20 protein-coding genes are annotated in these 22,556 nt (G+C 63.6%); 10 read left to right on the plus strand and 10 right to left on the minus strand.

Features of this window, described 5'->3' with window-relative positions:
- The 8 genes from IDH44_RS07775 to leuC form a co-directional block, all read right to left on the minus strand.
- On the minus strand, window positions 1-1,529 hold a 1,529-nt coding region (locus IDH44_RS07775; RefSeq protein ID WP_190916375.1), incomplete at its 3' end, for a dynamin family protein.
- A gap of 37 nt (window positions 1,530-1,566) precedes the next feature.
- On the minus strand, window positions 1,567-1,848 hold the full coding sequence (locus tag IDH44_RS07780; RefSeq protein ID WP_190916377.1) for an NAD/NADP transhydrogenase alpha subunit: 282 nt from the start codon (window positions 1,846-1,848) through the stop codon (window positions 1,567-1,569).
- Between the two features lie 5 nt (window positions 1,849-1,853).
- On the minus strand, window positions 1,854-2,546 hold the full coding sequence (gene nth, locus IDH44_RS07785; RefSeq protein ID WP_190916379.1) for an endonuclease III: 693 nt from the start codon (window positions 2,544-2,546) through the stop codon (window positions 1,854-1,856).
- A gap of 222 nt (window positions 2,547-2,768) precedes the next feature.
- Complete coding sequence (locus tag IDH44_RS07790) at window positions 2,769-5,471, minus strand: S-layer homology domain-containing protein (RefSeq protein ID WP_190916381.1); 2,703 nt, start codon at window positions 5,469-5,471, stop codon at window positions 2,769-2,771.
- A gap of 99 nt (window positions 5,472-5,570) precedes the next feature.
- Complete coding sequence (locus tag IDH44_RS07795) at window positions 5,571-6,143, minus strand: GerMN domain-containing protein (protein WP_190916383.1); 573 nt, start codon at window positions 6,141-6,143, stop codon at window positions 5,571-5,573.
- Between the two features lie 14 nt (window positions 6,144-6,157).
- Complete coding sequence (locus tag IDH44_RS07800; protein ID WP_190916385.1) at window positions 6,158-7,690, minus strand: N-acetylmuramoyl-L-alanine amidase; 1,533 nt, start codon at window positions 7,688-7,690, stop codon at window positions 6,158-6,160.
- Window positions 7,691-7,871: 181 nt separating this feature from the next.
- A complete protein-coding gene (gene leuD, locus IDH44_RS07805; protein WP_190916387.1) occupies window positions 7,872-8,465 on the minus strand; it encodes a 3-isopropylmalate dehydratase small subunit in 594 nt (197 codons plus the stop codon).
- A 36-nt stretch (window positions 8,466-8,501) separates the two neighbouring features.
- Window positions 8,502-9,923 carry a 3-isopropylmalate dehydratase large subunit gene (gene leuC, locus IDH44_RS07810; RefSeq protein WP_190916389.1) on the minus strand — a complete coding sequence of 474 codons (1,422 nt, stop codon included), beginning with the start codon at window positions 9,921-9,923 and terminating at the stop codon, window positions 8,502-8,504.
- 186 nt (window positions 9,924-10,109) lie between these two features.
- On the opposite strand from leuC, the gene IDH44_RS07815 reads away from it, so the two are divergent.
- Entirely contained in the window at window positions 10,110-11,021 is a 912-nt protein-coding gene (locus IDH44_RS07815; protein WP_190916771.1) for a LysR family transcriptional regulator, read from the plus strand.
- Between the two features lie 17 nt (window positions 11,022-11,038).
- Here IDH44_RS07815 and IDH44_RS07820 read toward each other — a convergent pair whose 3' ends face one another.
- Window positions 11,039-11,845: a carbon-nitrogen family hydrolase gene (locus IDH44_RS07820; RefSeq protein WP_397326751.1), complete on the minus strand. Its 807-nt coding sequence runs from the start codon at window positions 11,843-11,845 to the stop codon at window positions 11,039-11,041.
- Between the two features lie 181 nt (window positions 11,846-12,026).
- On the opposite strand from IDH44_RS07820, the gene IDH44_RS07825 reads away from it, so the two are divergent.
- A complete protein-coding gene (locus tag IDH44_RS07825; protein WP_190916391.1) occupies window positions 12,027-12,482 on the plus strand; it encodes a hypothetical protein in 456 nt (151 codons plus the stop codon).
- Window positions 12,483-12,563: 81 nt separating this feature from the next.
- Here the strand turns inward: IDH44_RS07825 and IDH44_RS07830 are convergent, their stop codons facing one another.
- A complete protein-coding gene (locus tag IDH44_RS07830) occupies window positions 12,564-13,403 on the minus strand; it encodes a helix-turn-helix transcriptional regulator (RefSeq protein WP_190916393.1) in 840 nt (279 codons plus the stop codon).
- A 138-nt stretch (window positions 13,404-13,541) separates the two neighbouring features.
- Between IDH44_RS07830 and fabF the strand changes: the two genes are divergently transcribed.
- The 8 genes from fabF to mtnB all read left to right on the plus strand — a co-directional run bounded on the left by fabF (window position 13,542) and on the right by mtnB (window position 22,394).
- On the plus strand, window positions 13,542-14,780 hold the full coding sequence (fabF, locus tag IDH44_RS07835) for a beta-ketoacyl-ACP synthase II (protein ID WP_190916395.1): 1,239 nt from the start codon (window positions 13,542-13,544) through the stop codon (window positions 14,778-14,780).
- Window positions 14,781-14,876: 96 nt separating this feature from the next.
- A complete protein-coding gene (locus IDH44_RS07840) occupies window positions 14,877-16,070 on the plus strand; it encodes a pyridoxal phosphate-dependent aminotransferase (RefSeq protein ID WP_190916397.1) in 1,194 nt (397 codons plus the stop codon).
- A gap of 369 nt (window positions 16,071-16,439) precedes the next feature.
- Window positions 16,440-17,552 carry a glutamate 5-kinase gene (gene proB / locus IDH44_RS07845; RefSeq protein WP_190916399.1) on the plus strand — a complete coding sequence of 371 codons (1,113 nt, stop codon included), beginning with the start codon at window positions 16,440-16,442 and terminating at the stop codon, window positions 17,550-17,552.
- 33 nt (window positions 17,553-17,585) lie between these two features.
- Window positions 17,586-18,875, plus strand: coding sequence for a glutamate-5-semialdehyde dehydrogenase (locus IDH44_RS07850; RefSeq protein WP_190916401.1), 1,290 nt, complete (start codon window positions 17,586-17,588; stop codon window positions 18,873-18,875).
- A gap of 25 nt (window positions 18,876-18,900) precedes the next feature.
- Window positions 18,901-19,803: a pyrroline-5-carboxylate reductase gene (proC, locus tag IDH44_RS07855; RefSeq protein ID WP_190916403.1), complete on the plus strand. Its 903-nt coding sequence runs from the start codon at window positions 18,901-18,903 to the stop codon at window positions 19,801-19,803.
- A complete protein-coding gene (locus IDH44_RS07860; RefSeq protein WP_190916405.1) occupies window positions 19,800-21,023 on the plus strand; it encodes a 2,3-diketo-5-methylthiopentyl-1-phosphate enolase in 1,224 nt (407 codons plus the stop codon). Before proC ends, IDH44_RS07860 begins: the two co-directional genes overlap by 4 nt.
- Window positions 21,020-21,697: a 2-hydroxy-3-keto-5-methylthiopentenyl-1-phosphate phosphatase gene (locus tag IDH44_RS07865; protein WP_190916407.1), complete on the plus strand. Its 678-nt coding sequence runs from the start codon at window positions 21,020-21,022 to the stop codon at window positions 21,695-21,697. Before IDH44_RS07860 ends, IDH44_RS07865 begins: the two co-directional genes overlap by 4 nt.
- Window positions 21,698-21,725: 28 nt before the next feature.
- Complete coding sequence (mtnB, locus tag IDH44_RS07870) at window positions 21,726-22,394, plus strand: methylthioribulose 1-phosphate dehydratase (protein WP_190916409.1); 669 nt, start codon at window positions 21,726-21,728, stop codon at window positions 22,392-22,394.
- Window positions 22,395-22,556: the final 162 nt, after the last annotated feature.

Genomic DNA, 22,556 nt, shown 5'->3' on the forward strand with positions numbered 1-22,556 from the left:
GCGGACGCGGCCTGCGCGGCGGCGGCCACATCCGCGCGCCGCTGCCGAAGCTGCTCCGCTGCGGCGCTGCTCGGCGCGGCCGCCGGCTCGGTCAACTGCTCGATCAGCGCATAGGCCCGCTGCCGATAGTCGCTTTTGACCGAGGCGGACAGCGCCTTGCAATAGTTCATCGTCGATTCGTTGCCGAAGACCGCTCCCGGCTGCACCTGGTCCTCCAGCAGCGCCTCGGTGACGATCGCCTCCAGCGCTTGGCTGAGCTCGCGCTCGAGCGACTCGTCCTGCCAGCCCAGCGCATGCGCGGCCTGACGCAGCAGCTCCGTCAAGTGCCAGCGGATCGAGGCGTCCACCTGAGCGCCGAAGTCCTCCAGCAGCGCTTGCATGCGCCGCTCGCGCTCAGCCGCCGTCTTGGCCGCGGCAAAAAGCAGGCCCGCCCGAAATCCGGATCTGCGACTCTCCAGAAAAGCGTGTGCCAGGTCGCGCGTGGCAGCCGGAATGATAATCGCATTGTCCAGCAGCGACTGGGCTTCCTTGCGCAGCCGCAGCCGCAGCGTCTCCGCCGCCTCTTGCTGCTCCTGGAGCTCGGCGTCGATCGCGCCGAGACGCGCCAGTGCCTCGCGCGCGCCCTCCTCGCCGCCGGCGCGCGCGAGCAGTTGCTCGCGACGCTCTTGCTCGCGCGCCGAGCGCCAGCGTCCGTGCTCGGCGATCAGATGCCGGGCCGACGCGTCCACGCTGCTCGCATTGAGATCGCCGCCGACGCCTTGCAGCTCGCGCAGCAGGCGCTGCAGCGCCTGCCATTGCTGATGCGGATGCTCCGGCTCCCGCATCGAGACATAGAGAATCCCCGCCGGCTCCAGATGCCAGCTCGCAAAGGCCTGCTCGACGCTGCGGCGATAATCCGCGAAGCTCAGTTCGCGCTCGCGATGCTTGTCGATCTGGTTGACGATCAGATAGAGCGGCTTGCCCCAGTCCTTGAGCCGTTTGGCAAAGGCGAAGTTGATCTCCGACTGGACATGGTTATAATCCATCACATAAAAAACGACGTCCGCCAAATGCAGCGCCGACTCCGTCGCTGCCTGGTGAGCGTCGTCCGTGGAATCAATGCCCGGCGTGTCCAGCAGCACCGTGCGCTCCCCCAGATGGGGCATCGGATACGTAATCTCGACCGACGCGAACGAAGCGCCGTCCACGCAGTAACGCTCCAGCTCCTCTGGCGGCGCCTCGATCGTCTCGCCCGTGCTGCGGGTAATGCGCGCCAGCGGCGAGCCGCTGCGGATCGCGACGACGTTGGCGCTAGTCGGAATCGGACTGGACGGCAGCAGCGGATGTCCGCACAAGCGATTGACGAGCGTCGACTTGCCCGCCGAGAAATGCCCGCAAAACGCCAGCGTCAGCCGGTCTGCCTCGCGCTTGTCCGCGAGCTCGCGCAGCTTGTGGCCATGCGCGCCGTCTCCCTCCCGCTCAAGCTGCCGTGAAAGTTCCAAAAGCGCAGCCGACGTGTCCGTCGCTGCGCCTTGAAGTGTCGTATGCATTCTACTCTCTCCCTGGTGCATGCGCAAGACGCCTTGCTTATGCCTGTTTTTCCAGCTCGCCGTCCGCATACGGCATGCAGATCTCGAATACGCTGCCGTGCTGCAAAATCGTAATGCCCAGCTTGCGCTCCTTCATCACGACGACTTCCGGCTTCAGACGCATGCGCTCGAGATACTGCTCGGGCACCTCGCCGGAGCCGCTGACGGTGATGCCTTCCAGTACGATGTCCTCATTCTCTTCCGGCGGCGATGCGAGAATTTGCGGATAAAGATCGGAAAACAGCTCGAAGTTGTTGGTGTATACGGAAATGCATTTCATTGTCCTCATCCTTTTCTGCCGATTGATTGGGTACTTGCCTTATCTTTCCTGATTCTGGGCGGCTTCATGCGCCGTTTGCCCTCCTTGCAGCCATCGAGCAGCGGACAGACGGCGCAGCCCGGATTCTGAGCCTTGCAATGATACCGCCCGAAAAAAATGAGCCGATGATGCGTGAGCGTCCACGCTTCGCGGGGCACGAGCTTCATCAGCTTGCGCTCCACCTCCAGCACGGAATCGTCGGGAGCTGCGGCACCAAGCCGTTTGCTGACGCGCTCGACATGCGTGTCGACCGCGATGGCCGGTTCGCCAAACGCGTTGGACATGACGACATTCGCCGTCTTGCGCCCGACGCCGGGCAATTGCACAAGCTCCTCGCGCGTGCGCGGCACTTCGCCGTCGTAGACGTCCAGCAGCATGCGGCACAGCTTTTGAATATTGGCGGCCTTGTTGCGGAACAGGCCGATCCGGCGAATGTCCTGCTCGAGCTCCTCGACCGGTACGCTCAGATAGTCCTCGGGTCGTGTATATTTGCGAAAGAGGTCCGCCGTCACCTTGTTGACCGTCTCGTCCGTGCATTGCGCGGACAGCAGCACGGCGACGGTCAGCTCGAACGGATTGCTGTGATTCAATTCACAATGCGCATCGGGGAACATGTCCTCGATTACATCCAGAATATGACGCATCTGCTTTTTGTTCATCGCTTCCCTCTCTGGCACGTATAGGCTTCGCTTCAAAGTGTAACGAAAAATAACACCTCATGCAAGCCTGATTCGCGCTTTTGAAAGTAAATATTTTAGAGATTTCGCCCCGACAAAGCCGGAGCCGTCAAATCGGCTCCAAAAGAAGCGGACCGTATCCGCCCGCGCGGGCAGATACGGTCCGCATGTTTCACTGAAAAACGACTGACGGCGCGCATCTACCTATCTGGACGCCTCCAGCAGGACGCCGTCCGCGGCATAGATCGTCAGCTCATCGCCGCTAGTCAGCGCATCCATCGTGATCGGATCGCTGCCGTCGTAAAGCAGCGAGGAAGAGGTGACCTTGAACTTGACGTCGGGGTCCCCCGTCCGGGTCGCAAGGACGTAGAGCTGCTGCGTGCCCGCGTCGTACATCCGGAATTGGTGCGTGAGCGGCGCCAGCACCTCGACGGTGGCGCGCCCGTAGGCGTCGCGCGTCAGCTTGACCCAGTCGCCGCCGCCGAGCGCCGATGTCCCGGTATAGGCGAGCCCGCTCTTCTTCACTTGCACGCCGCCGCTCAGCTCCACTTCCTTGGTGGCGCCGGACGCTGTACGCAGCGTCAGCTCGTCCGCGCCGACCGCAGTCAGCTTGCCGATGGTGACCTCGACGCGAATGAGCGCGACCGGCTGCGTGCCGGCATATTCCACATGCAGCAGATCGCCGGCCTGCAGATCCGCCAGCGTCAGCGCGGTGCCGTCCTGCGCCGCGACTCGCCAGGAAGGCTGCACGTTCAGCGTCTCGGCCGGCTGCGTGCCGGTCTTCAGCTCGATCCGGTTGGAGGCCGCATTGACCGAGACGACCTGGCGCTGCACCGTGTCGTGCACGAGGATCGTCACGACCTGGTCCTGCTCCGCCCCGCCGAGCCGGGCGGTGATGCGGTCGCCGACGGCGACGTCGCTGAGCGTCGCGTTGGCTTTGCCGCGCACCTCGACCGAAGGAGCAAGCATATCCAGCTCCAGCGTCGAGCCGTTGTCCACGCGCATCGTCAGCGTTTTGGCGCTTGTGCCGAGCTTGGTCAGCTCGCCGGTGTAGCTGAACAGGAATTCCAGCGTGACCGCTTTGTTATCCGTATAGCCGATCGTCACCTTGCGGTTTTTGACGAGCATGCCCGCCGCCGCGTCGAGCGTCAGCTTCGTGCCGGCGAAGTCGATCCGGGTGTCCTTGTCAAGCTCGATGGCATGGACGGTGCCCGCGCCGTCCTTGACGATAATCGCTCCGCTGTCCTTCTCGTAGTCATACATAATGTTGGCGCCGTTAATATATTCGACCTGGCGGTCCTGCACGACGACCGAGACGACCTCGTTGCGTTCGTTGACCGTCATGACGATCCGATCGCCCCGCACGAGATCGCTCAGGTCGGAGTCGCTGAGCCCTTCGATGCGCACCTCGACATCCTCGCCGACGAACTTCACGTTCGGCTGGCCGTCGATGAGGTACTGAATTGTCTTGCTGTCAGCGCCCGCCTCGTAGAATTCGCCGGTCACGGTCACGCCGCTCGTCTGCGTCAGCGCGATCCGCGTCACGACGCTGTTTTTGACTGTGTACGTAATCGCATTGCCTTCCGCCAGATCATCCAGACCGCGCAGCTGGTTATTCCACGTGATGACGGCCTGCTCGTCGACCTTCCAGGTCTCGGTAGCGCCGCTGCTCTCTTCCGTGACGGTCAGTTCGTCGCCCGCCACCCGCTCGACCGTACCGGACGCCGTCTTGTTGACAGGCGCGCCCTCGACGACAATCGCCACGGCCAGCGGGGTCTCGCGGAATGTATCCATCGTCACCTGCAAGGCGCTGCCGATCGGCAGGTCGTCCAGCTCGAGCTCGGCTCCGCTCGGCTCGCGCAGCTGCAGCGACGCGTCATAGCGCACATCGACGTATTCGTCGCCGGCGTAGAGCCAGAGCTTGCTTTCGCTCGGCACATAGCGCGCCAGCTCGCCGTCGAACGTCTCGATCTGCGGCTCGCCCTCGAGCTGCTCCGCATAGCGGACGCTCGTCCCGGAGGCAATGACGGTCAGCTCGGTATAGAGGTCAAGCTCCCCGAGCGCGATGCTGATCGTGCCGTCGTGGCGATAAAGCAGCGAATCGCCGCCGACCGTATACATGCGCTCGCTGCCGCTCTCTTCGTCGTACAAGGTAATGGACTTGTCCGTGCGCGCGCTCAGCACGCCGCTCAATTGACCGGCGTACGAGCCGCCAAAAAATGCCTGCGCGCCGCTGAACATTTTGGCGATCATCGCGCGCGTAATGCTGCCTTGCGGGTCGAAGCGCGTCTCGCTGACGCCGTTCATCAGGCCGAGCGAGACGGCCGCATTGACATACCCCGCATAGCCTTCGCCGACCATGTCGGCATCGGCAAAGCCGCTCGGCATTTGCTGCAGCTCGGTCGCAAGCGAGGTTTTGCCGATCGCCCGGATCATCAGCTTGGTCACCCATTCACGGCTGGCCGTGTGCGGTCCCCACTGCTGCTCCGTCTCGGCGTCGGCGCGCTTGAACTCCTCGGTCCGATCCAGCAGCCCGAGCTCAAAAGCCAGCACCACATAGCTGTACGCGTAATCGGAAACGGCAAACGATTCCGGGAAAAAGATCGTCGACGTATCCGGCAGCTCGCCCTGCTTGCCGAGCAGCCGGATCGCCATAATGACCGCATCCTGACGCGAGACGTTCGTATTCGGGCCGAACTTGCCGGCGCCGGTGCCCATGACGATGTTTTGCGCCGCCAGCTTTGCGATGTGCTTGGCCGCCCAATGCCCGGCCGGCACATCGTTGAACGGCGCCTTGCCCGCCAGCGCCTGCTGGTCGTCCTCTTGTGCATACACCGCGCTCCCGCTGCCCAGCAGCGAGACGATCAATACGAGCAAAAACGCGTTTTGCCACCATTTTTTGTTCAAATTTAGCTCCCCCATTTGGTACCGCAAAGCGCAACACGCTAGCCCCCATCAAGCGGCGGCAAATCACGTGTTGCGCTGCGGTGTGTTCATTGCTTGTGCTTATCGCGTGATCGGATGCGGCAGCTCCTCGTGCCCCATCAGGCTGTCTTTGGCTTCGCCGCCGACCAGCACCTCCAGCGCTTCGACGTCTTCGAACTGGAAGACCGTCTGCTTGAGCGCATCCAGCGCCAGCGCTTCGCCCGGCGAGCCGAGCCGAGCCTCGTCCGGAATGTCGATATCCAGCGTCAGCGTGCCGTCCTCCAGCGCATGCGAGAGAATATCGATCTTCTCCCACAAGGACAGGCTGGCGTCGTCGCTTGGCTGCTGCAGCGCCTCCAGCACGGCCGCGAGCTGATCGTCAAGCGGCGTGTCTGCCGCGAGCTCGACCGGCTTCTTAACCAATGCGGTTCCGTCCTCATTGCCATAATAGACCGTCCGAACGAGCGGATCCGGATCCGTCGCCGGCGCTTCGGCATTTTCGCCTTCGCCGCCCTGGTTCGATGGAGAGGCGCTTACGACACCTCCATTGTTGTCCGGCGGGGCGTCTCCTTGTCTGCTTCCGCAGCCGGCCGCCAGCACGGCCACAAGTATGAGCAAGGCCAGCAACACCGGCTTTTTGGCTTGATTGGTCAACGCGATCCCCCCGGTCATTTGAGATTGAAATATTCTTTGATGCCTGCGACGATGCCCTTGGCGATCTTGTTCTGTCCTTCCTCGGAGAACAGCACCTTCTCGTCCGTCACATTGGACAGGTAGCCCGACTCCAGCAGCACCGACGGCATGTCCGTCTCGCGAATGACGACGAATCGGGCCGTGCGCACACCGCGATCCGGCAGTCCGGTCGCATCGACCAGATGCTTGTGCATGACATTCGCCAGAGATCGGCTGCGATCATGGGTGTAATACGTCTCCGTGCCGCTGATATGGGAATAATAGCTGTTGCCGTGAATCGACACGAAGATGTCCGCATTGCGGTCATTGGCGAACTCGGCCCGGTCGTACAGATCGACGAAGGTATCGTCGTCGCGCGTCATATACGGCTGGATGCGCGGCTCCTTCTCCAGCAGTGCGTTGACCTTGAGCGCGACGCTGAGGTTGAATTCCTTCTCCGCGCGCTTCGTCACGCTGGCCGCGCCTGGATCGTGGTCGCCGTGACCGGCGTCGATGACGACCTTGTAGATCCGATTGCCGCTGGCGTCATAGAGCGGCATCCGGCTCGCGTCGGGCTTGACATCGATGCGCAGCTGTCCATCCGCCTGGCTCGTCGCGAACTCCGCAGGCCCGGTCAGATCCAGCACGACCCGCACCGTCGAAGGCTTGTCCGAAAACGCCGAGTAACGAACGGCGGTCAGCGCGGCTTGTCCCTCGGCGACCAGCTTGCCTTCCGCGCTGCGCTTGCCCTGCGGATCAAGCTGGAAGCCCTCTACGAAGTCGGAAGCAAACGCCGCATACGGCAGGTCGAGCACGAGCCGATCCGGCCCGTCAATGGCAAATGCCTCGGCGCTGTTCATCTTGCCTTCGTAATCGATCAGGATCCGGGTTCCCTCGTCCTCGCTCAGCTCGTACCGAATGCCGGTGATGGCGCCGATCGCGTCCGTCGGCACCGGACGCAGCTGCTCCGGCGTCGGGTCCGGCAGCCCTTCCGGGAACACTCCGCCGCCCGTCTGCCCGCCGCCCGGGTTCGCTTCAGGCTGCTCCGCTCCGGGATCGTCTTCATTCGGCGACTCGGTCTCGACCGGAGGCTCAACTTTTTTCGTCATATGCGCCGCCTTGGCGCTATTGTCCCAGTAGAAGTCAAGGCCGAGCGATTCGCCGATGAAGCGCAGCGGCACCATCGTGCGTCCGTCCTCAATGAAAGCGGCTACTCGCATTTCCACCGCTTTGTCGTTCACCGTTGCAATCGTGCTGTTGATCTTGAGCAGCATTTCCAAGCCATTGTTATGTACGGTTACAGTACGCGTGTCCTTGTTCCAGGTCGCGTAGTGGCCCAAGCTCGACGTAATGACCGAGAGCGGGACCATCGTCACGTTGCTTTTCAGCATCGGACTGACGGAGGTCTGCAGCTCCTGCCCGTTCAGATACAGCTTCGGGACCACCTGCTTTTCGGCGGCTTGTCCTTCGCCGTTGAACAAGACAAGAACCATTGTCAACGCCAACATGAATGATACCAGCTTTTTCATCGCTCACCTCGAAGACTGATTTTGCCGTATCGAACCGCCGACCTGGTGCGCGGAACGAACCTTGCGAACATTTAGTTAGACGCGGTCCGACAGAAAAAGTTGCGTTTCGAGGAAAAATTTAAACGGTACGGTCCGAAATGCGAAAATGGCCCCGGATCATCCGGGGCCTGGCATAACGGACTTACTGCGCGGCGCGAGCCGCCTCGTATGCCGAAATTTTGTCCTCGTGCTGCAGCGTCAGCCCGATATCGTCGAGGCCTTGCAGCAGGAATTGCCGGCGATGCTCGTCAAGCTCGAAGGAGACGTCGAGACCGTGCGCGTCGGTCAGACGGTTGTTCTCCAGATCGACCGTCAGCTTGTAGCCTTCGTGCTGGGCCGTGCGCTGGAACAGCTTTTCGACTTGCTCTTCGCTGAGCTTGATTGGCAGGATGCCGTTTTTGAAGCAGTTATTATAGAAGATGTCCGCGAACGACGGCGCGATGACGACGCGGAAGCCGTAGTCGAGAATCGCCCACGGCGCGTGCTCGCGCGACGAGCCGCAGCCGAAATTGGCGCGGGAAATCAACACCGAGGCGCCCTCGTAGCGCGGCTTGTTCGGCTCGAATGAAGGGTTGACGTTGCCCGCTTCGTCGAAGCGCCATTCGTAGAACAGGAACTGGCCGAAGCCGCTGCGCTCGATTCGCTTCAAAAATTGCTTCGGAATAATAGCGTCCGTATCGACGTTGACGCGGTCGACCGGGGCGACGATGCCGGTATGCTTCGTGAATGCTTCCATCTGGTTCAGACTCCTCTCGGTTCGAAGGCGCGCCGCTTAGGCGAGCGCCTCGGTTTTGAATTCCCAATCGCGCACATCGGTGAAGCGGCCGTTGATCGCCGCTGCGGCAGCCATGGCCGGCGAGACGAGATGCGTCCGTCCGCCGCGTCCCTGACGGCCCTCGAAGTTGCGGTTCGAGGTCGAAGCGCAGCGCTGTCCGGGCTGCAGCACGTCGGGATTCATCGCCAGGCACATCGAGCAGCCGGCGTCACGCCATTCGAAGCCCGCTTCGCTGAAGATTTTGTCCAGTCCCTCCTGCTCGGCCTGGAGCTTGACCCGACCCGAGCCCGGCACGACAATCGCCGTGACGCGGCTATCAACCTGATAGCCCTTGGCCACTGCGGCGGCGGCGCGCAGGTCCTCGATCCGGCCGTTGGTGCAAGAGCCGATGAACACATAGTCGACCGGGATGTCTTCCATCTTCGTACCCGGCTCCAGACCCATGTATTCAAGCGCGTTGGCGGCGGCTTTGCGTTCGTTCTCCGTCGGCAGCGAAGCCGGCTCCGGCACGCGCGAGGTGATGTCCGTGCCCATGCCCGGGCTCGTGCCCCAGGTGACTTGCGGGATCAGCGAGTCGACGTCAAAATCGACCACCTTGTCGTAGGCTGCGCCCTCGTCGGTCGTCAGCGCCTTCCACTCGGCTACGGCACGCTCGTACGCCTCGCCTTGCGGCGCGTATTGACGGCCCTTCAGATACGCGAAGGTCGTCTCGTCGGGCGCGATCAGTCCGGCGCGCGCGCCGGCCTCGATCGACATGTTGCAGACCGTCATGCGCTCCTCCATCGACAGGCTCGTGATCGCTTCGCCCGTGTACTCCAGCACGTAGCCGGTGGCAAAATCGGTTCCGTATTTGGCGATAACGCCGAGAATCAGATCCTTTGCCGTCACGCCGGGCTTGCGCTTGCCGTTAAAACGCACTTCCATCGTCTTCGGCTTGGACTGCTGCAGGCACTGGGTCGCCAGCACATGCTCCACCTCGCTCGTGCCGATGCCGAAGGCGAGTGCGCCGAAGGCGCCGTGGGTCGAAGTGTGGCTATCGCCGCACACAATCGTGTAGCCCGGCTGCGTCAGCCCGAGCTCGGGCCCCATGACGTGCACGACGCCCTGATCGATGCTGTTCAGGTCGAACAGCGTGACGCCGAATTCCTCGCAGTTGCGCGTCAGCGTATCGATCTGCTGCTTGGAGATCGGATCGGAGATGTTGAAGCGATCCTTGGTCGGCACGTTGTGATCCATCGTCGCGAACGTGCGCTCCGGACGGCGCACCTTGCGGCCGTTCAGACGCAGGCCTTCGAAGGCCTGCGGGCTCGTCACCTCGTGCACGAGATGCAGGTCGATATAGATGATGCCAGGCTTTCCTTCTTCTTGCTGAATGACGTGGTTGTCCCAGATTTTTTCGAACATCGTTCGTTTTGTCATGTCGGTTCACCCCATTGGTTCAATTCGTTGGCGCCGCCTCCGCTAGACGACGGGACCGGTTCGTGTGGATGCTTCTATCGTAACATTTCGCAATTGATTGTTCTAAGATATAATATCTATAATGGTAATAGAGACAACCTATAAGGCGTTAGTAGGCGTCAGGCACTCAGAAAGGATGCGATTGGGATCGAACTCCGTCAACTGCTGTATGTCGTCCGCATCGCCGAGGAAAAAAATTTTTCGCGCGCCGCGGAAAAGTTGCATATTGCCCAACCCTCGCTCAGCCAGCAACTGTCCAAGCTGGAGAAGGAGATCGGGGTGCTGCTGTTTCGGCGCACGACCAACTCCGTCGAGCTGACGCACGCCGGCTCCGTTTTTGTCGCCAAGGCCCAGGATATCCTCGATTCCGTCGAGCAGCTCCGGCAGGAGATGGACGATCTGGCGCACATGCGCAAAGGGCGGCTCGTCGTCGGCAGCCTGCCCATCACGGGCGCGCACATGCTGCCGCTCGTCCTGCCCGTCTTCCAGGAGAAATTCCCCGAGATCGAGGTCGTGCTCGTCGAGGATAGCACCTCCCGCCTCGAGCAGCTGACCGCGAGCGGACAGACCGATCTGAGCCTGCTGTCGCTGCCGCTCGAGGAGCCCGCGCTCACCTATGTCCCGCTCGTCGAGGAGGAGATCCGGCTCGCCGTGCCGCCGCAGCACGAGCTGGCGCGCCGCAGCGGGAGCGCGGAGGACGTGCGGCTGGAGGAGCTGCGCGAGCAGCCCTTCATCCTGCTCAAAAAAGGCCAGGGCTTCCGTCAGATTGCGCTTGATCTATGCGCCCAAGCCGGCTTCGCGCCGCGCATCGTCTTCGAGAGCGGCAACATCGAGACGGTGCAATCGCTCGTCGCCGCGGGCATGGGCATCGCCTTCGTGCCCGCGATGGTCGCCCGCGCCCAGTGGAGCACGCTTGCCCCCGTCTACGTCCGGCTCGCCGAGCCGCGCCCCTCGCGCACGCTGGTCATCGCCAGCCGCAAGGGACGGTACTTGTCGCGCGCCTCCGAAGCGTTTATCCGCACGATGCAGACGACCGTCGAGCGCCATTTCGACCTGTAGCGACGCCGCGCCACGTCCTAATACAGAGCCGGCCGGCGATCCTCGAAGACGGGGATGCGGCCGCGCACCTCCTCGGTCAGCGCCGGATCGACGACGGCGCGCAGCACCGTCTCCGCCTCGCCCGCTTCCGCGACGACCTCGCCCCACGGATCAATGATCATCGAATGGCCGAAAAACGAGGTCGCTCCGCTCGTGCCGGTGCGGTTGCAGGCAATGACGTACATCTGATTCTCGATGGCGCGCGCGGTCAGCAGCGTACGCCAGTGATGCAGCCGCGGATTCGGCCACTCGGCCGGGACGAACAGCATCCGGGCGCCGCCGAGCGCCAGGCGGCGGGCCAGCTCGGGGAAGCGGATGTCGTAGCAGATCATCATGCCGGCCGCAATGCCGTCAAGCTCCAGCGTGCCCGGCCGATCCCCGGCTTGCAGATGCTTCTCCTCCTCCATCAGCCGGAACAGATGAATCTTGGAGTAGCTGGCCCGGACCGCGCCGGCGCGGTCCAGGACATAGGCGGTATTGTAGACGCCATCGTCCCGCCGTTCGGCGATCGAGCCGGCTAACAGATGTACCTGATGCTTTCGGGCATATTCGCCCAGCAGCGCCAGCGTGCGTTTGCCTTGCGGATCGGCCAGCTCCTCGATGCGGTCCAGAGCGTAGCCGGTATTCCACATTTCCGGAAACATCACGATATCGGGCTTGGGATCTCCCGCGACCGCCTCCTCCAGCAGCTCGCCGAGCCGACGGAAGTTGGCGTCCGGATCGCCCGCCTTTATATTCATTTGCAGCAGCGCGACATGAAGCGGTCTGCTCGGTTCGTCCATCATCGTTTTTCATCTCCCGTTGACATGCTTGATTTCAGGCACGGCCCAGAGCCGAGCGGTGTCGTCTCCTCATCATAATACGCTGTCATGGAAACGTGTCAAGTTGGGCAAAGTAACAGCATGCTGTACCGGACCCTCCGTTCCATACAATATGGATATTAAAATTGAAGGAGAAGTGAAGCCGATGCGAACGATCAACCGCGCCGCGCTGCTTGCGCTGGCTACAGCGCTCGCGCTGATGGCGCTGCTCCCGCACCTCGCGTCCGCGGCCGCCGAGGCGACGCCGCTGCGGCCCGTGCAGGTCTTCGACGTGAAGGCCGGCAAGGTCGTCAAGACGCTCGACAACGACAAGCAATATCAGGATATCGCAGCCGCCTGGCTGAAGTCGGCCGGGGGGCCTGCTCCCCAGCTCGGTCCCGACGACAAGTGCGGCTTCGTCTACCGCATCCCGCTCGAAGGCGCGATGATGGTCAAGGTGCGCGACGAGCAAGTGCCCGTCCAGGACGTATTCTTGTTCCATTGCGAGGGCAAGCAGCCCGTCCTGCTCGTATTCGACGCCAAGCATCGCCCCTTCCTGCTCGAGTTCAACGGCGATCTGAAGCCGTTTTTGAGCAAGATCGGCGAGCGCTCCGGCAAATAACCGGCTGCGCCTGGAGTGCGGTGACAGGCCGCTATGGCCGTTTGTCTCCGCACTTCCATCGCTGGCGCCACACGCGCTCCATTAATTCCCTTCCATTAGTTGCTGCAATTTGGCTTCCGTATGCGTGTCCGCCGCAGGCGTATAAATGCTGCATCGCAGATCCAGCCGGCCGTATACTTTGAGCGATGTCAGTTCGTACACCATCTTCCCCGCCCGGGCGTGTCTGAATTCCAGGTGCACCTCCGGTGCATAGCTGACGCGGCTCTGCTCCCACATCTGATCGAATTCCGGATACATGCGCTTCATCTCCTCCAAAAAACGCTCATACCACTCATCTTCGATATATTGCCCATAGTAGGTGCGGAACATTGACAAAAATTCCTGCGCGAAATCCTCCCAATTAACCGCAAGACGCCTGAACTCCCTGCGCGCAAAAAGCAGGCGGATCATGTTGCGCTCCTCTGGCGGGATGCGGTCGAAGTCGAGAAACACATGCGCTGCCGCGCGGTTCCAGCCGACGATATTGCAGCGTCGATCCGAAATCATCACCGGACAATAGGTCAGCTCTCCCATGATGCGCTGCAGGGAGGGGCTGAGCCGGACGGGCTCAAGCCGGTCCTGAACGCGCTCAGCCGCGCTCTCAAACGCCAGCGAATACAAGTAAGTGCGCTCATCGGCATTCAGACGCAGCGCGCTGGCGATCTCGTCCAGTACGGGGGGAGAGACGCGGATGTCCCGCCCTTGCTCCAGCCACGTATACCAGGTCACGCTAATGCCGGCGAGCTGCGCCACTTCCTCCCGCCGCAGCCCCGGCGTACGCCTGCGCGTCCCGCCTGACAAGCCGGCGGCTGCGGGCGACAATGCGGCGCGCTTCGTTTTCAAAAATTGCGACAGCGCCTGCTGTCTGGGCTGTCCGTTCATCGGCATTCTCCTTTCGGCAGATTGTTAGACTGGCAGTTATTATACCAGTATAAAGGAATTGTTGTACTAGGATAAGAGCTGTTCCATAATGGGCCCATTGAAGCAATCGACCTTCATTAACCGTCAGGAGGATACAGGATGGAACAAGTGGTCATTACCGGGACGGGCCTTATTTCGCCGCTCGGGAACGATGTGGATACGTTTTGGCGGCGTCTGGTCGGCGGCGAATCCGGCATTTCGCCGATCGTCTCCTTCGATGCCGCCCGGCACAAGGTGCGTATTGCCGGCGCCGTGCGCGATTTTGATCCGCAGGCCGTCATCGGGAGCAAGGAAGCGCGTCGCATGGACCGCTTCTGCCACTTCGCGCTGGCAGCGGCGGAGCAGGCTGTGCGCGAGGCGGAGCTGCAGCTCGATCGGATCGATCGGGAGCGGATGGGCGTTTACGTCGGATCGGGAATCGGCGGCATCCAGACGCTGATGCAGCAGGCTGACCTATCGGCCGAGCGCGGTCCCAGTCGGGTCAGCCCGACACTCGTGCCGATGATGATCCCCAATATGGCGGCTGCGCTGATCAGCATTCGGTATGGCGCGCTCGGGCCCTCGCTGGCGCCCGTGACTGCATGCTCGATCGGCAATACGGCCATCGGCGAGGCCTTCCACGCCATTCGGTCCGGACGGGCCGACGTCATTCTGGCGGGCGGCGCCGAAGCAGCCTTGACCGACATCGCGCTGGCCAGCTTCGCCAATGCGACAGCCCTGTCCGCCCGCAACGACGAGCCGCAGCGGGCCAGTCGTCCGTTCGATGCCAATCGGGACGGCTTCGTCATCGCCGAGGGGGCGGGCATTCTCGTGCTGGAATCGCGCGCGCACGCCATGCGCCGAGGAGCCGGCATTCTCGGCGAAGTCATCGGCTATGGCGCCTCGTCCGACGCCTACCATATGGTCGCCACGCCGCCGGACGGCGACGGCGCGGCCCGCGCGATGCGGCTGGCGCTGACCGAGGCCGGGCTCTCCCCCGACGAGCTCGACGTCATCAGCGCGCACGCGACGAGCACTGTCGTCGGCGACCGCTCGGAGACCGCCGCGATCAAGCGCGTGCTCGGCGGCGAAGCCTATCGGATTCCGATCACCGCCAACAAGTCGATGACCGGCCATATGCTCGGCGCCTCCGGCGCAGTCGAGGCGATCGCCCTGCTGCGCTCGCTGCGGGAACAATGCATTCCGCCGACGGTCAACCTCGATACGCCCGATCCCGCCTGCGATCTCGATTATGTGCCCAATGAGGCACGCAAGGCCGGGCTGCGATACGGCATGTCCAATTCGTTCGGCTTCGGCGGGCACAATTCGGCCATCGTGCTGAAAGCATCCGAGGCTTAGCTACCCGATCCTCCCGGCCTTATCTCGACACCGCCAGCGCTTTTTGATACATTGGACATGATAGTGAATACGGACGATGTGGAGTGTACTTATTTTATGAAGCCTATTATCGATAAACGCCTGGCCCGGCCCGCCGATCGCATGAATCGCCTGCCGGCCCAGTTCTTTGCCGCCCTCGTCGCCAAGGCCGGAGCCGAAGCCGCCAAGGGCCGCGACATCATTCATCTCGGACAGGGCAATCCCGACCGGCCGTCGCCGCCGCATGTCGTGGCTGCCCTGCAGCAGGCTGCGGCCGATCCGCAGCATCATCGCTATCCGCCGTTCCGCGGCCATGCCTTCCTCAAGGAAGCCGTGGCCGCGCGCTACGCCGAGGATTACGGCGTCCGGCTCGACCCGCAGACCGAGGTCGCGATTCTGTTCGGCGGCAAGACCGGTCTGATCGAGATCAGCCAATGCCTGCTCAATCCCGGCGACCTGTGTCTCGTGCCCGATCCCGGCTACCCGGACTACTGGTCCGGGGTTGCGCTGGCCGGCGCAGAGATGGCCTTCATGCCGCTGCGCGAGGCGCACGGCTACCTGCCTCGCTATGACGCGCTCGCACCGGAGATTGCCGAGCGCGCCCGGTTGATGTTTCTCAATTATCCCAACAACCCGACCGGCGCGGCGGCGACGCCGCAATTCTACGAGGAGACGGTGCGGTTCGCCGGCGAGCACCATATCGCCGTGGCCAGCGACTTCGCCTACGGCGCCATCGGGCTGGACGGCCCGCGGCCGGTCAGCTTCCTGCAGACGCCGGGAGCCAAGGAGGTCGGCATCGAATTCTATACGCTGTCCAAGACGTACAATATGGCCGGGTGGCGGGTCGGCTTCGCACTCGGCAATCCCGAGATCGTCGAGCTGATCAATCTGATGCAGGATCACTACTATTGCAGCCTGTTCGGCGGCATCCAGGAGGCGGCCGCAGCCGCGCTCGGCGGCCCGCAGGACTGTGTGGCGGAGCTCAATGCCGTTTACGCCGGTCGCCGCGAAGCGCTTTTTGAGGCACTGGCGGAGATCGGCTGGCTGGCCGAACGCCCGGGCGGCTCGTTCTTTTGCTGGCTGCCGGTCCCAGCCGGGCTCGATTCGGTCTCGTTCGCGGACCGCGTGCTGGAGGAGGCCGGCGTGGTGCTCGCGCCCGGCGCGGGCTTCGGCGCGCACGGCGAGGGCTACGTGCGCCTCGGGCTGCTCGCCGGCGAAGAGCGTCTTCGCGAGGCGATACGGCGCATCGGCGAGCTCGGGCTGTTTCGCTGAGGTTTCGCCGAGCCGCCGTTCTTTACACCCGGCGCTCGCTCGTGGTATGCTAGATGCAATCGAACATGCAACGCGATGAAGGGGCTGCAAGCAGCGAACCCGCCGTGACCAGAGAGTAAATTTCCCGGCTGCAAAAATTTACCACGGCGCCTGTTTGTCCCACCCCGGAGCGGCCGGCGACGAGCCGGACGGCGCCCGCTGTTACCGGGCCGCAAGCTGGACCGCCCGCGCATACCCGCGGACGGTCAATAAAGGTGGTACCGCGGAAGCCGTGACTTTCGTCCTTTACTGGGCGGGAGTCTTTTTGTTTCTTTACAGAAGGTGTCAAAATCGAAGTCAGCTATTTGGCGGGAAGGATACGATCGGGAAATGAACGAGGCAGGAAAAGAAACGATTGTCGTCAAAATCGGCAGCAGCTCGCTGACGACCGAGGGCGGCGGCCTGAGCGCGGACCGTGTCGCGCTGTATGCCGGCGAGATTGCCGCGCTGCATCGCACCGGATGCCGCGTGCTGCTCGTCACCTCGGGCGCGGTCGCCGCAGGCTTTCGCCGAATCGGATACGCGACGCGTCCCCGCCATCTGCATGAGAAGCAAGCCGCCGCCGCCGTCGGGCAGGCGCTGCTGATGCAGGCCTACCAAGAAGCATTTGCGGCGCATGGCATTCCGGTGGCGCAGCTGCTGCTGACGCGTCCCGACTTCGCCAACCGGCCGCGCATCCGCAATGCGCAGCGCACGATTGACGAGCTGCTGCGGCAGCGGGTCCTGCCGATCATCAACGAGAACGATACGGTCTCGACCGAGGAGCTGAAGTTCGGGGACAACGACGCGCTCTCCGCGCTTGTCGCCAACCTCGTGCGCGCGGCGCAACTGCTGATCCTCACCGATACGGACGGCCTCTACTCCGCCGATCCGCGCAAGGACCCGCAAGCCGCCCGCATCGCGCGCGTCAGCACCGTGACGGACGAGATCGAGCGCATCGCCGGCGGCGCCGGCTCGAGCGTCGGCACCGGCGGCATGCGCTCCAAGATCGAGGCCGCGCGCATCGCGATGCGCGGCGGCGTGCCCGCCTTCATCGGCCGGGCCGAAGAGCCCGGCGACCTGGCCCTAGCCGCAGCCGGACGCGGCAAGGGCACGTACTTCGATACGACGCTGCATAATCTGCCCGTCAAGAAGCAATGGGTCGGCTTCCACTCGCCGATCACGGGGCGAATCGTCATCGACGGCGGCGCCGAAGTCGCTCTGCTCTCCGACGGCCGCAGCCTCTTGCCTGCGGGGATTCGCGCTGCGGAGGGCGACTTCCGGCCCGGCGACGTCGTCGAGGTCGTCGGCTCGGACGGACGCGTGCTCGGTCGCGGCATCGTCAACTATGCCCAGTGGCAGGTGCAGGCGGTAGCCGGGCTGAGCACCGAAGAGGCGAGGCGCCGGGTCGAGGTCTCGCGCATCGAGGTCATTCATCGCGACGAGTGGGTCGCGTTAGGCTAACTTTTATGCAGGTTATAGAGGAGGACGATAGAGATGATGGATGGACAACAGCTAGGCGCCCAAGCGGTCGTCGCCGATTCGGAGGTGCGGGGCAAGGCCAAGCGCGCCCGGGCGACCGCGACGGCGATGGCCGCGCTGACGACCGAGCAAAAAAATAAGGCCCTGCTGCACCTGGCCGACGCGCTGCTGATGCAGCAGCAATCGATCGTCGACGCCAACGGCGAGGATCTGCGGCGCGGCCGGGAGAACGGCACGAGCGCGTCGCTGCTGGACCGGCTCGCGCTCAACCAGCAGCGCATCGCCGGCATCGCCGAAGGGCTGCGCCAGATAGCCGCGCTTCCCGACCCCGTCGGCGACGTGCTGGATACGTTCGACCGGCCCAACGGCCTGCGCATCACGAAGCGGCGCGTGCCGCTCGGCGTCATCGGGATCATCTACGAAGCCCGCCCCAACGTCACGGTCGACGCGGCCGGGCTCTGCCTCAAGACCGGCAATCCGGTCGTCCTGCGGGGCGGCTCCGCCGCGCTCTCCTCGAATCGACGGATCGTGCAGGTATTGCACGAGGCGATGGCGCAGACCGCGCTGCCGCCGGATGCGCTGCAGCTCATCGAGGACGCCGATCGCGCCTCGGCGAGCGAGATGATGAAGCTCAACGGCCTGCTCGACGTCATCATTCCGCGCGGCGGCGCCGCGCTCATCCGTACGGTCGTGGAGCATGCCAGCGTCCCGGTGATCGAGACCGGCGCCGGGATCTGTCATACGTACGTCGATGCCGGCGCAGATCCCGAGATGGCCGCAGAGATCGCGCTCAACGCCAAGGTGCAGCGCCCTTCCGTATGCAATGCCATGGAGACGCTGATCGTGCACCGCGCCTATGCCGAGCGGCACCTGGCCGCGCTGGCGGCGCGCCTGCGCGAGGCCGGGGTCGAGCTGCGCGGCGACGAAGGCGCGGCCGCGCTGCTGGACGCTGTCGTGCCCGCGACCGACAGCGACTACGCCACGGAGTACAGCGATTACATCCTGAATATCCGCGTCGTTGCGGACATGGACGAAGCGCTGCGGCACATCGCCCGCTATGGCACGATGCACTCGGAGTGCATCGTCACCGAGGATGCGGCGCGCGCCGAGCGCTTCCTCCAGCAAGTCGATGCCGCAGCCGTCTACCACAATGCGTCCACCCGCTTCACCGACGGATTCGAATTCGGCTACGGCGCGGAGATCGGCATCAGTACGCAAAAGCTGCACGCCCGCGGCCCGATGGGCCTGCCCGCGCTGACCTCGACCAAATATGAAATTCGCGGCACCGGGCAGATTCGCCCTTAGCCGTCCGTCGAAAGGAGAATTGCCGATGCATGACCATGAACCGGGCAACGCTGCCGCCGCTCGGCAAGAAGCAAGCGGACTGTATGGAAAAAAACTGGCCTTCTACGGGGCCGGCTCTATGGCCGAAGCGATCGTGCGCGGGCTGCTGACGCGCGAGCTGACGCAGCCGCAGCAGATCACGATGATCAATCGCGCCGACGCCGCGCGCCTGGAGGCGCTGCGCAGCCGCTACGGCGTGCAGGCGCCCTCAGAGGGCGGCGCCAAGCTGGAGGCGCTGAAAGGTGCCGAGATCGTCGTGCTGGCGATGAAGCCCAAGGACGCCGCCCAGGCGCTGCGGCAATTCGGCGAGATCGTCAGACCGGGCCAATTGCTCGTCTCGGTCATCGCCGGACTGCGCATCGCCGCAATCGAGCGGCTCGTGGGTCGCGACGTCCCGATCGTCCGCACGATGCCGAATACATCCAGCACGATCGGGCTCGGCGTCACGGGCATCAGCTTCTCGGAGCGCGTCTCGCCGCAGGCGCGCGCGATGGCGACCGCGATGTTCGAGGCCGTCGGCACGGCCGAGGTCGTCGACGAGCCCCTGCTGGACGCAGTGACGGCGGTCTCGGGCAGCGGACCGGCGTACGCCTACTATTTGATGGAACAGATGATCGCCGCCGGACAGCAGCTCGGCCTGGATGCCGATGCGGCACGCGCCCTGACGGTGCAGACGCTGCGCGGCGCGGCCGAGATGGTGCTGGCGACCGGCGAGCAGCCAGCCGAGCTGCGACGCAAGGTGATGTCCCCCGGCGGCACGACCGAGGCCGCGATCCGCACCCTGGACGCGCACGGCTTCCCCGAGGGCGTGCAGCGCGCCATGGCGCGTGCCGCCGAGCGAGCCGGCGAGCTTGGAGACAGCATTGAGGAGGGATTGCAATCATCATGAGCGAAGCCTGCATTGCCACATACCGTCTACAAGACAATCTGGCGGATTTCCACAAAAAAGCGACTGCCATCGCGGTCGGTCTCACCGTCGGCAGCTGGACCGATCTGCCCGAAGCGCGCAAGGCCGAGATGGAGAAGCATCTCGGGCGCGTACTCTCCGTGGAGGTGCACGAGCCCGAGGATAGTCCGAACGGCGAGCGCTATGCCGACATTCGCATCGCGTACCCGGATGCAAATTTCAGCCGCGACCTGCCGGCCCTGCTCGTCACTGTATTCGGCAAGCTGTCGATGGACGGCCGCATCAAGCTGCTCGACCTGACATTCAGCGAAGGCTTCTTGTCCGCCTTTCCCGGGCCGAAGTTCGGTCTGGACGGCGTACGCGAGCTGCTCGGCGTGTACGACCGGCCGCTGCTGATGAGCATTTTCAAGTCCGTGATCGGGCACGATCTGGAGCAGCTGCGCGCGCAATTCTACGGCCAGGCGCTGGGCGGCGTCGATCTGATCAAGGACGACGAGATTCTGTTCGAGAATCCGCTCACGCCGATCGAGAAGCGCGTCGCGGTGTGCATGGAGGCGGCCGCGCGGGCGCAGGAGCAGACCGGGCAGAAGCTGCTGTACGCCGTCAATGTGACCGGCAAGACGTCGAAGCTTCGCGAGCAGGCGCTCAAGGCCATCGATGCCGGCGCCAACGCCCTGCTCTTCAATGTGCTGGCCTACGGCCTCGACGCCCTGCACGAGCTGAGCAGCGATCCCGAGATTGCCGTGCCGATTGCGGCGCATCCGGCGCTCGCCGGCGCGCTGTATCCGTCGCCGCACTATGGCGTCGCGGCGCCGCTCCTGCTCGGCAAGCTCGTGCGCCTCGCCGGCGCCGATCTGTCGCTATTCCCTTCCCCATACGGCTCGGTCGTCATGCCCAAGGCCGAGAACATGGCCGTGAAAGAAGCGCTCCTGAGCGACGAACTGCCAATCCGGCGCGCGCTGCCGGTCCCCTCGGCGGGCATTCACCCCGGCGTCGTGCCGCTCATCCTGCGCGATTTCGGCCAGGACGTCGTCGTCAATGCGGGCGGCGGCATTCACGGTCATCCGCTCGGCACCGCCGCGGGCGGACAAGCGTTCCGCGAGGCGATGCGCGCGAGCGCGGCGGGCATCCCGCTGGCCGAAGCGGCACGGCAGCACGAGGCGCTCGGACGGGCCGTGGAGCTGTGGGGGATCAAGGCATGAAGGAGAAGCGCGCGCGCGTCATTTTTTGCGATTTTGACGGCACCATCACGGTCAACGACAACATTGTCGCGATTATCAAGCACTTCGACCCGCCGGGCTGGCAGCCGATCGTCGACGACATCATCGCGCAGCGGGTGACGATTCAGGACGGGGTCGGCGCCCTCTTCCGGCTGCTGCCGAGCGCGCGCCGCGCGGAGATCGAAGCCTACGCGCTGGACAATATTGAGATTCGGGAGGGCTTTTCAGAGCTGCTCGCCTATTGCCGCGAGGCGCAGATCGACTTTTACGTCACCAGCGGCGGCCTCGATTTCTTCGTCTATCCGACGCTGGAGCCGTACCCGATCGCGCACGATCATATTTATTGCAACGGCAGCGACTTTGGCGGGGAATGGATCCGGGTCACCTGGCCGCATCCGTGCGACGCAGAGTGCGCCAGCGGCGGCTGCGGCATGTGCAAGACGACGGTGATGCGGCGCTTTCCGCCCGAGCGTTATGAACGCATCCTGATCGGCGACAGCGTGACCGATTTCGAAGGCGCGCAGCTCGCCGATCTGGTGTTCTCGCGCTCGCACCTGACGAAGAAATGTCGCGAGCTCGGCGTGCCGTCCGTGCCCTACGAGACCTTCAACGAGGTGCTCGATCATCTGAAAAACATGCCATCGAAACAAACCTAGTCGACAATTTTGAAGGAGGCAGCCGTCCATGACGTTACAGGAGGAGTATTCGGCGACGACCGAGGAGAAGCAGCGCGCGCTGGCCGAGCTGCGCAACATCAAGGCGGATTTTTCCGGACGCGGGTGGTTCCCCGGCACGAGCGGCAATCTGTCGATCCGCGTCGGCGCGTACGCGCCGACGCGCTTTCAGTTTGCCGTCACCTCGAGCGGACGCGACAAGTCCGCGCAGACGCCGGAGGATTTTCTTTTTGTGGACGAGAGCGGACGGCCTTGCGAGGCAACCGCGCTCAAGCCTTCGGCCGAGACGCTGATCCATTGCGAGATTTACCGGCTTACCGGCTGCGGAGCGGTGTTCCATGTCCATACGGTGTTTAACAATCTGATCTCCGAATGGTTTGCCGAGCGCGGATCCGTGCCGGTCGACGCCGTCGAGCTGATCAAGGCGTTCAATATTTGGGACCAGGACGCCCGCATCGATGTGCCGATCGTACCCAATTACGCCGACATCCCAAGCATCGTCCCGGAGATCACTGCGGCGCTGGACCCGCGCATTCCCGGCGTGCTGCTCCGCAACCACGGCATTTACGCCTGGGGCGCGAACGCTTTTGAGGCGAAGCGCCATCTGGAGGCGTTCGAGTTCCTCTTCGAATACGCGTACCGCATGGAGCTGCTAAAGGGATCGGCACGCCGAGGCTGACGAGGTAGGTGACTTGAAGAGAACCGCCTGTCGGTGTCTTCGGGCAAGCAGCCTTGCACAGCCAAGCGTTGCCACAGCCGGTACAACCATTACAGCAACAAAGACAAGGCGTAGTCCAACTTGCATTGGATTACGCCTTGTCCCGCTCTTTCACTTAACTTG

Origin of the sequence: Paenibacillus sabuli, from assembly GCF_014705605.1 — a bacterium.
Taxonomy (GTDB): domain Bacteria; phylum Bacillota; class Bacilli; order Paenibacillales; family Paenibacillaceae; genus Paenibacillus_D; species Paenibacillus_D sabuli.

Coding starts and splice junctions, on each gene's coding strand:
- IDH44_RS07780 (WP_190916377.1), bottom strand. CDS start 1,848: ATGAAATGCATTTCCGTATACACCAACAACTTCGAGCTGTTTTCCGAT.
- nth (WP_190916379.1), bottom strand. CDS start 2,546: ATGAACAAAAAGCAGATGCGTCATATTCTGGATGTAATCGAGGACATG.
- IDH44_RS07800 (WP_190916385.1), bottom strand. CDS start 7,690: ATGAAAAAGCTGGTATCATTCATGTTGGCGTTGACAATGGTTCTTGTC.
- leuD (WP_190916387.1), bottom strand. CDS start 8,465: ATGGAAGCATTCACGAAGCATACCGGCATCGTCGCCCCGGTCGACCGC.
- leuC (WP_190916389.1), bottom strand. CDS start 9,923: ATGACAAAACGAACGATGTTCGAAAAAATCTGGGACAACCACGTCATT.
- IDH44_RS07820 (WP_397326751.1), bottom strand. CDS start 11,845: ATGATGGACGAACCGAGCAGACCGCTTCATGTCGCGCTGCTGCAAATG.
- IDH44_RS07825 (WP_190916391.1), top strand. CDS start 12,027: ATGCGAACGATCAACCGCGCCGCGCTGCTTGCGCTGGCTACAGCGCTC.
- IDH44_RS07830 (WP_190916393.1), bottom strand. CDS start 13,403: ATGAACGGACAGCCCAGACAGCAGGCGCTGTCGCAATTTTTGAAAACG.
- fabF (WP_190916395.1), top strand. CDS start 13,542: ATGGAACAAGTGGTCATTACCGGGACGGGCCTTATTTCGCCGCTCGGG.
- IDH44_RS07840 (WP_190916397.1), top strand. CDS start 14,877: ATGAAGCCTATTATCGATAAACGCCTGGCCCGGCCCGCCGATCGCATG.
- proB (WP_190916399.1), top strand. CDS start 16,440: ATGAACGAGGCAGGAAAAGAAACGATTGTCGTCAAAATCGGCAGCAGC.
- IDH44_RS07850 (WP_190916401.1), top strand. CDS start 17,586: ATGATGGATGGACAACAGCTAGGCGCCCAAGCGGTCGTCGCCGATTCG.
- proC (WP_190916403.1), top strand. CDS start 18,901: ATGCATGACCATGAACCGGGCAACGCTGCCGCCGCTCGGCAAGAAGCA.
- IDH44_RS07860 (WP_190916405.1), top strand. CDS start 19,800: ATGAGCGAAGCCTGCATTGCCACATACCGTCTACAAGACAATCTGGCG.
- IDH44_RS07865 (WP_190916407.1), top strand. CDS start 21,020: ATGAAGGAGAAGCGCGCGCGCGTCATTTTTTGCGATTTTGACGGCACC.
- mtnB (WP_190916409.1), top strand. CDS start 21,726: ATGACGTTACAGGAGGAGTATTCGGCGACGACCGAGGAGAAGCAGCGC.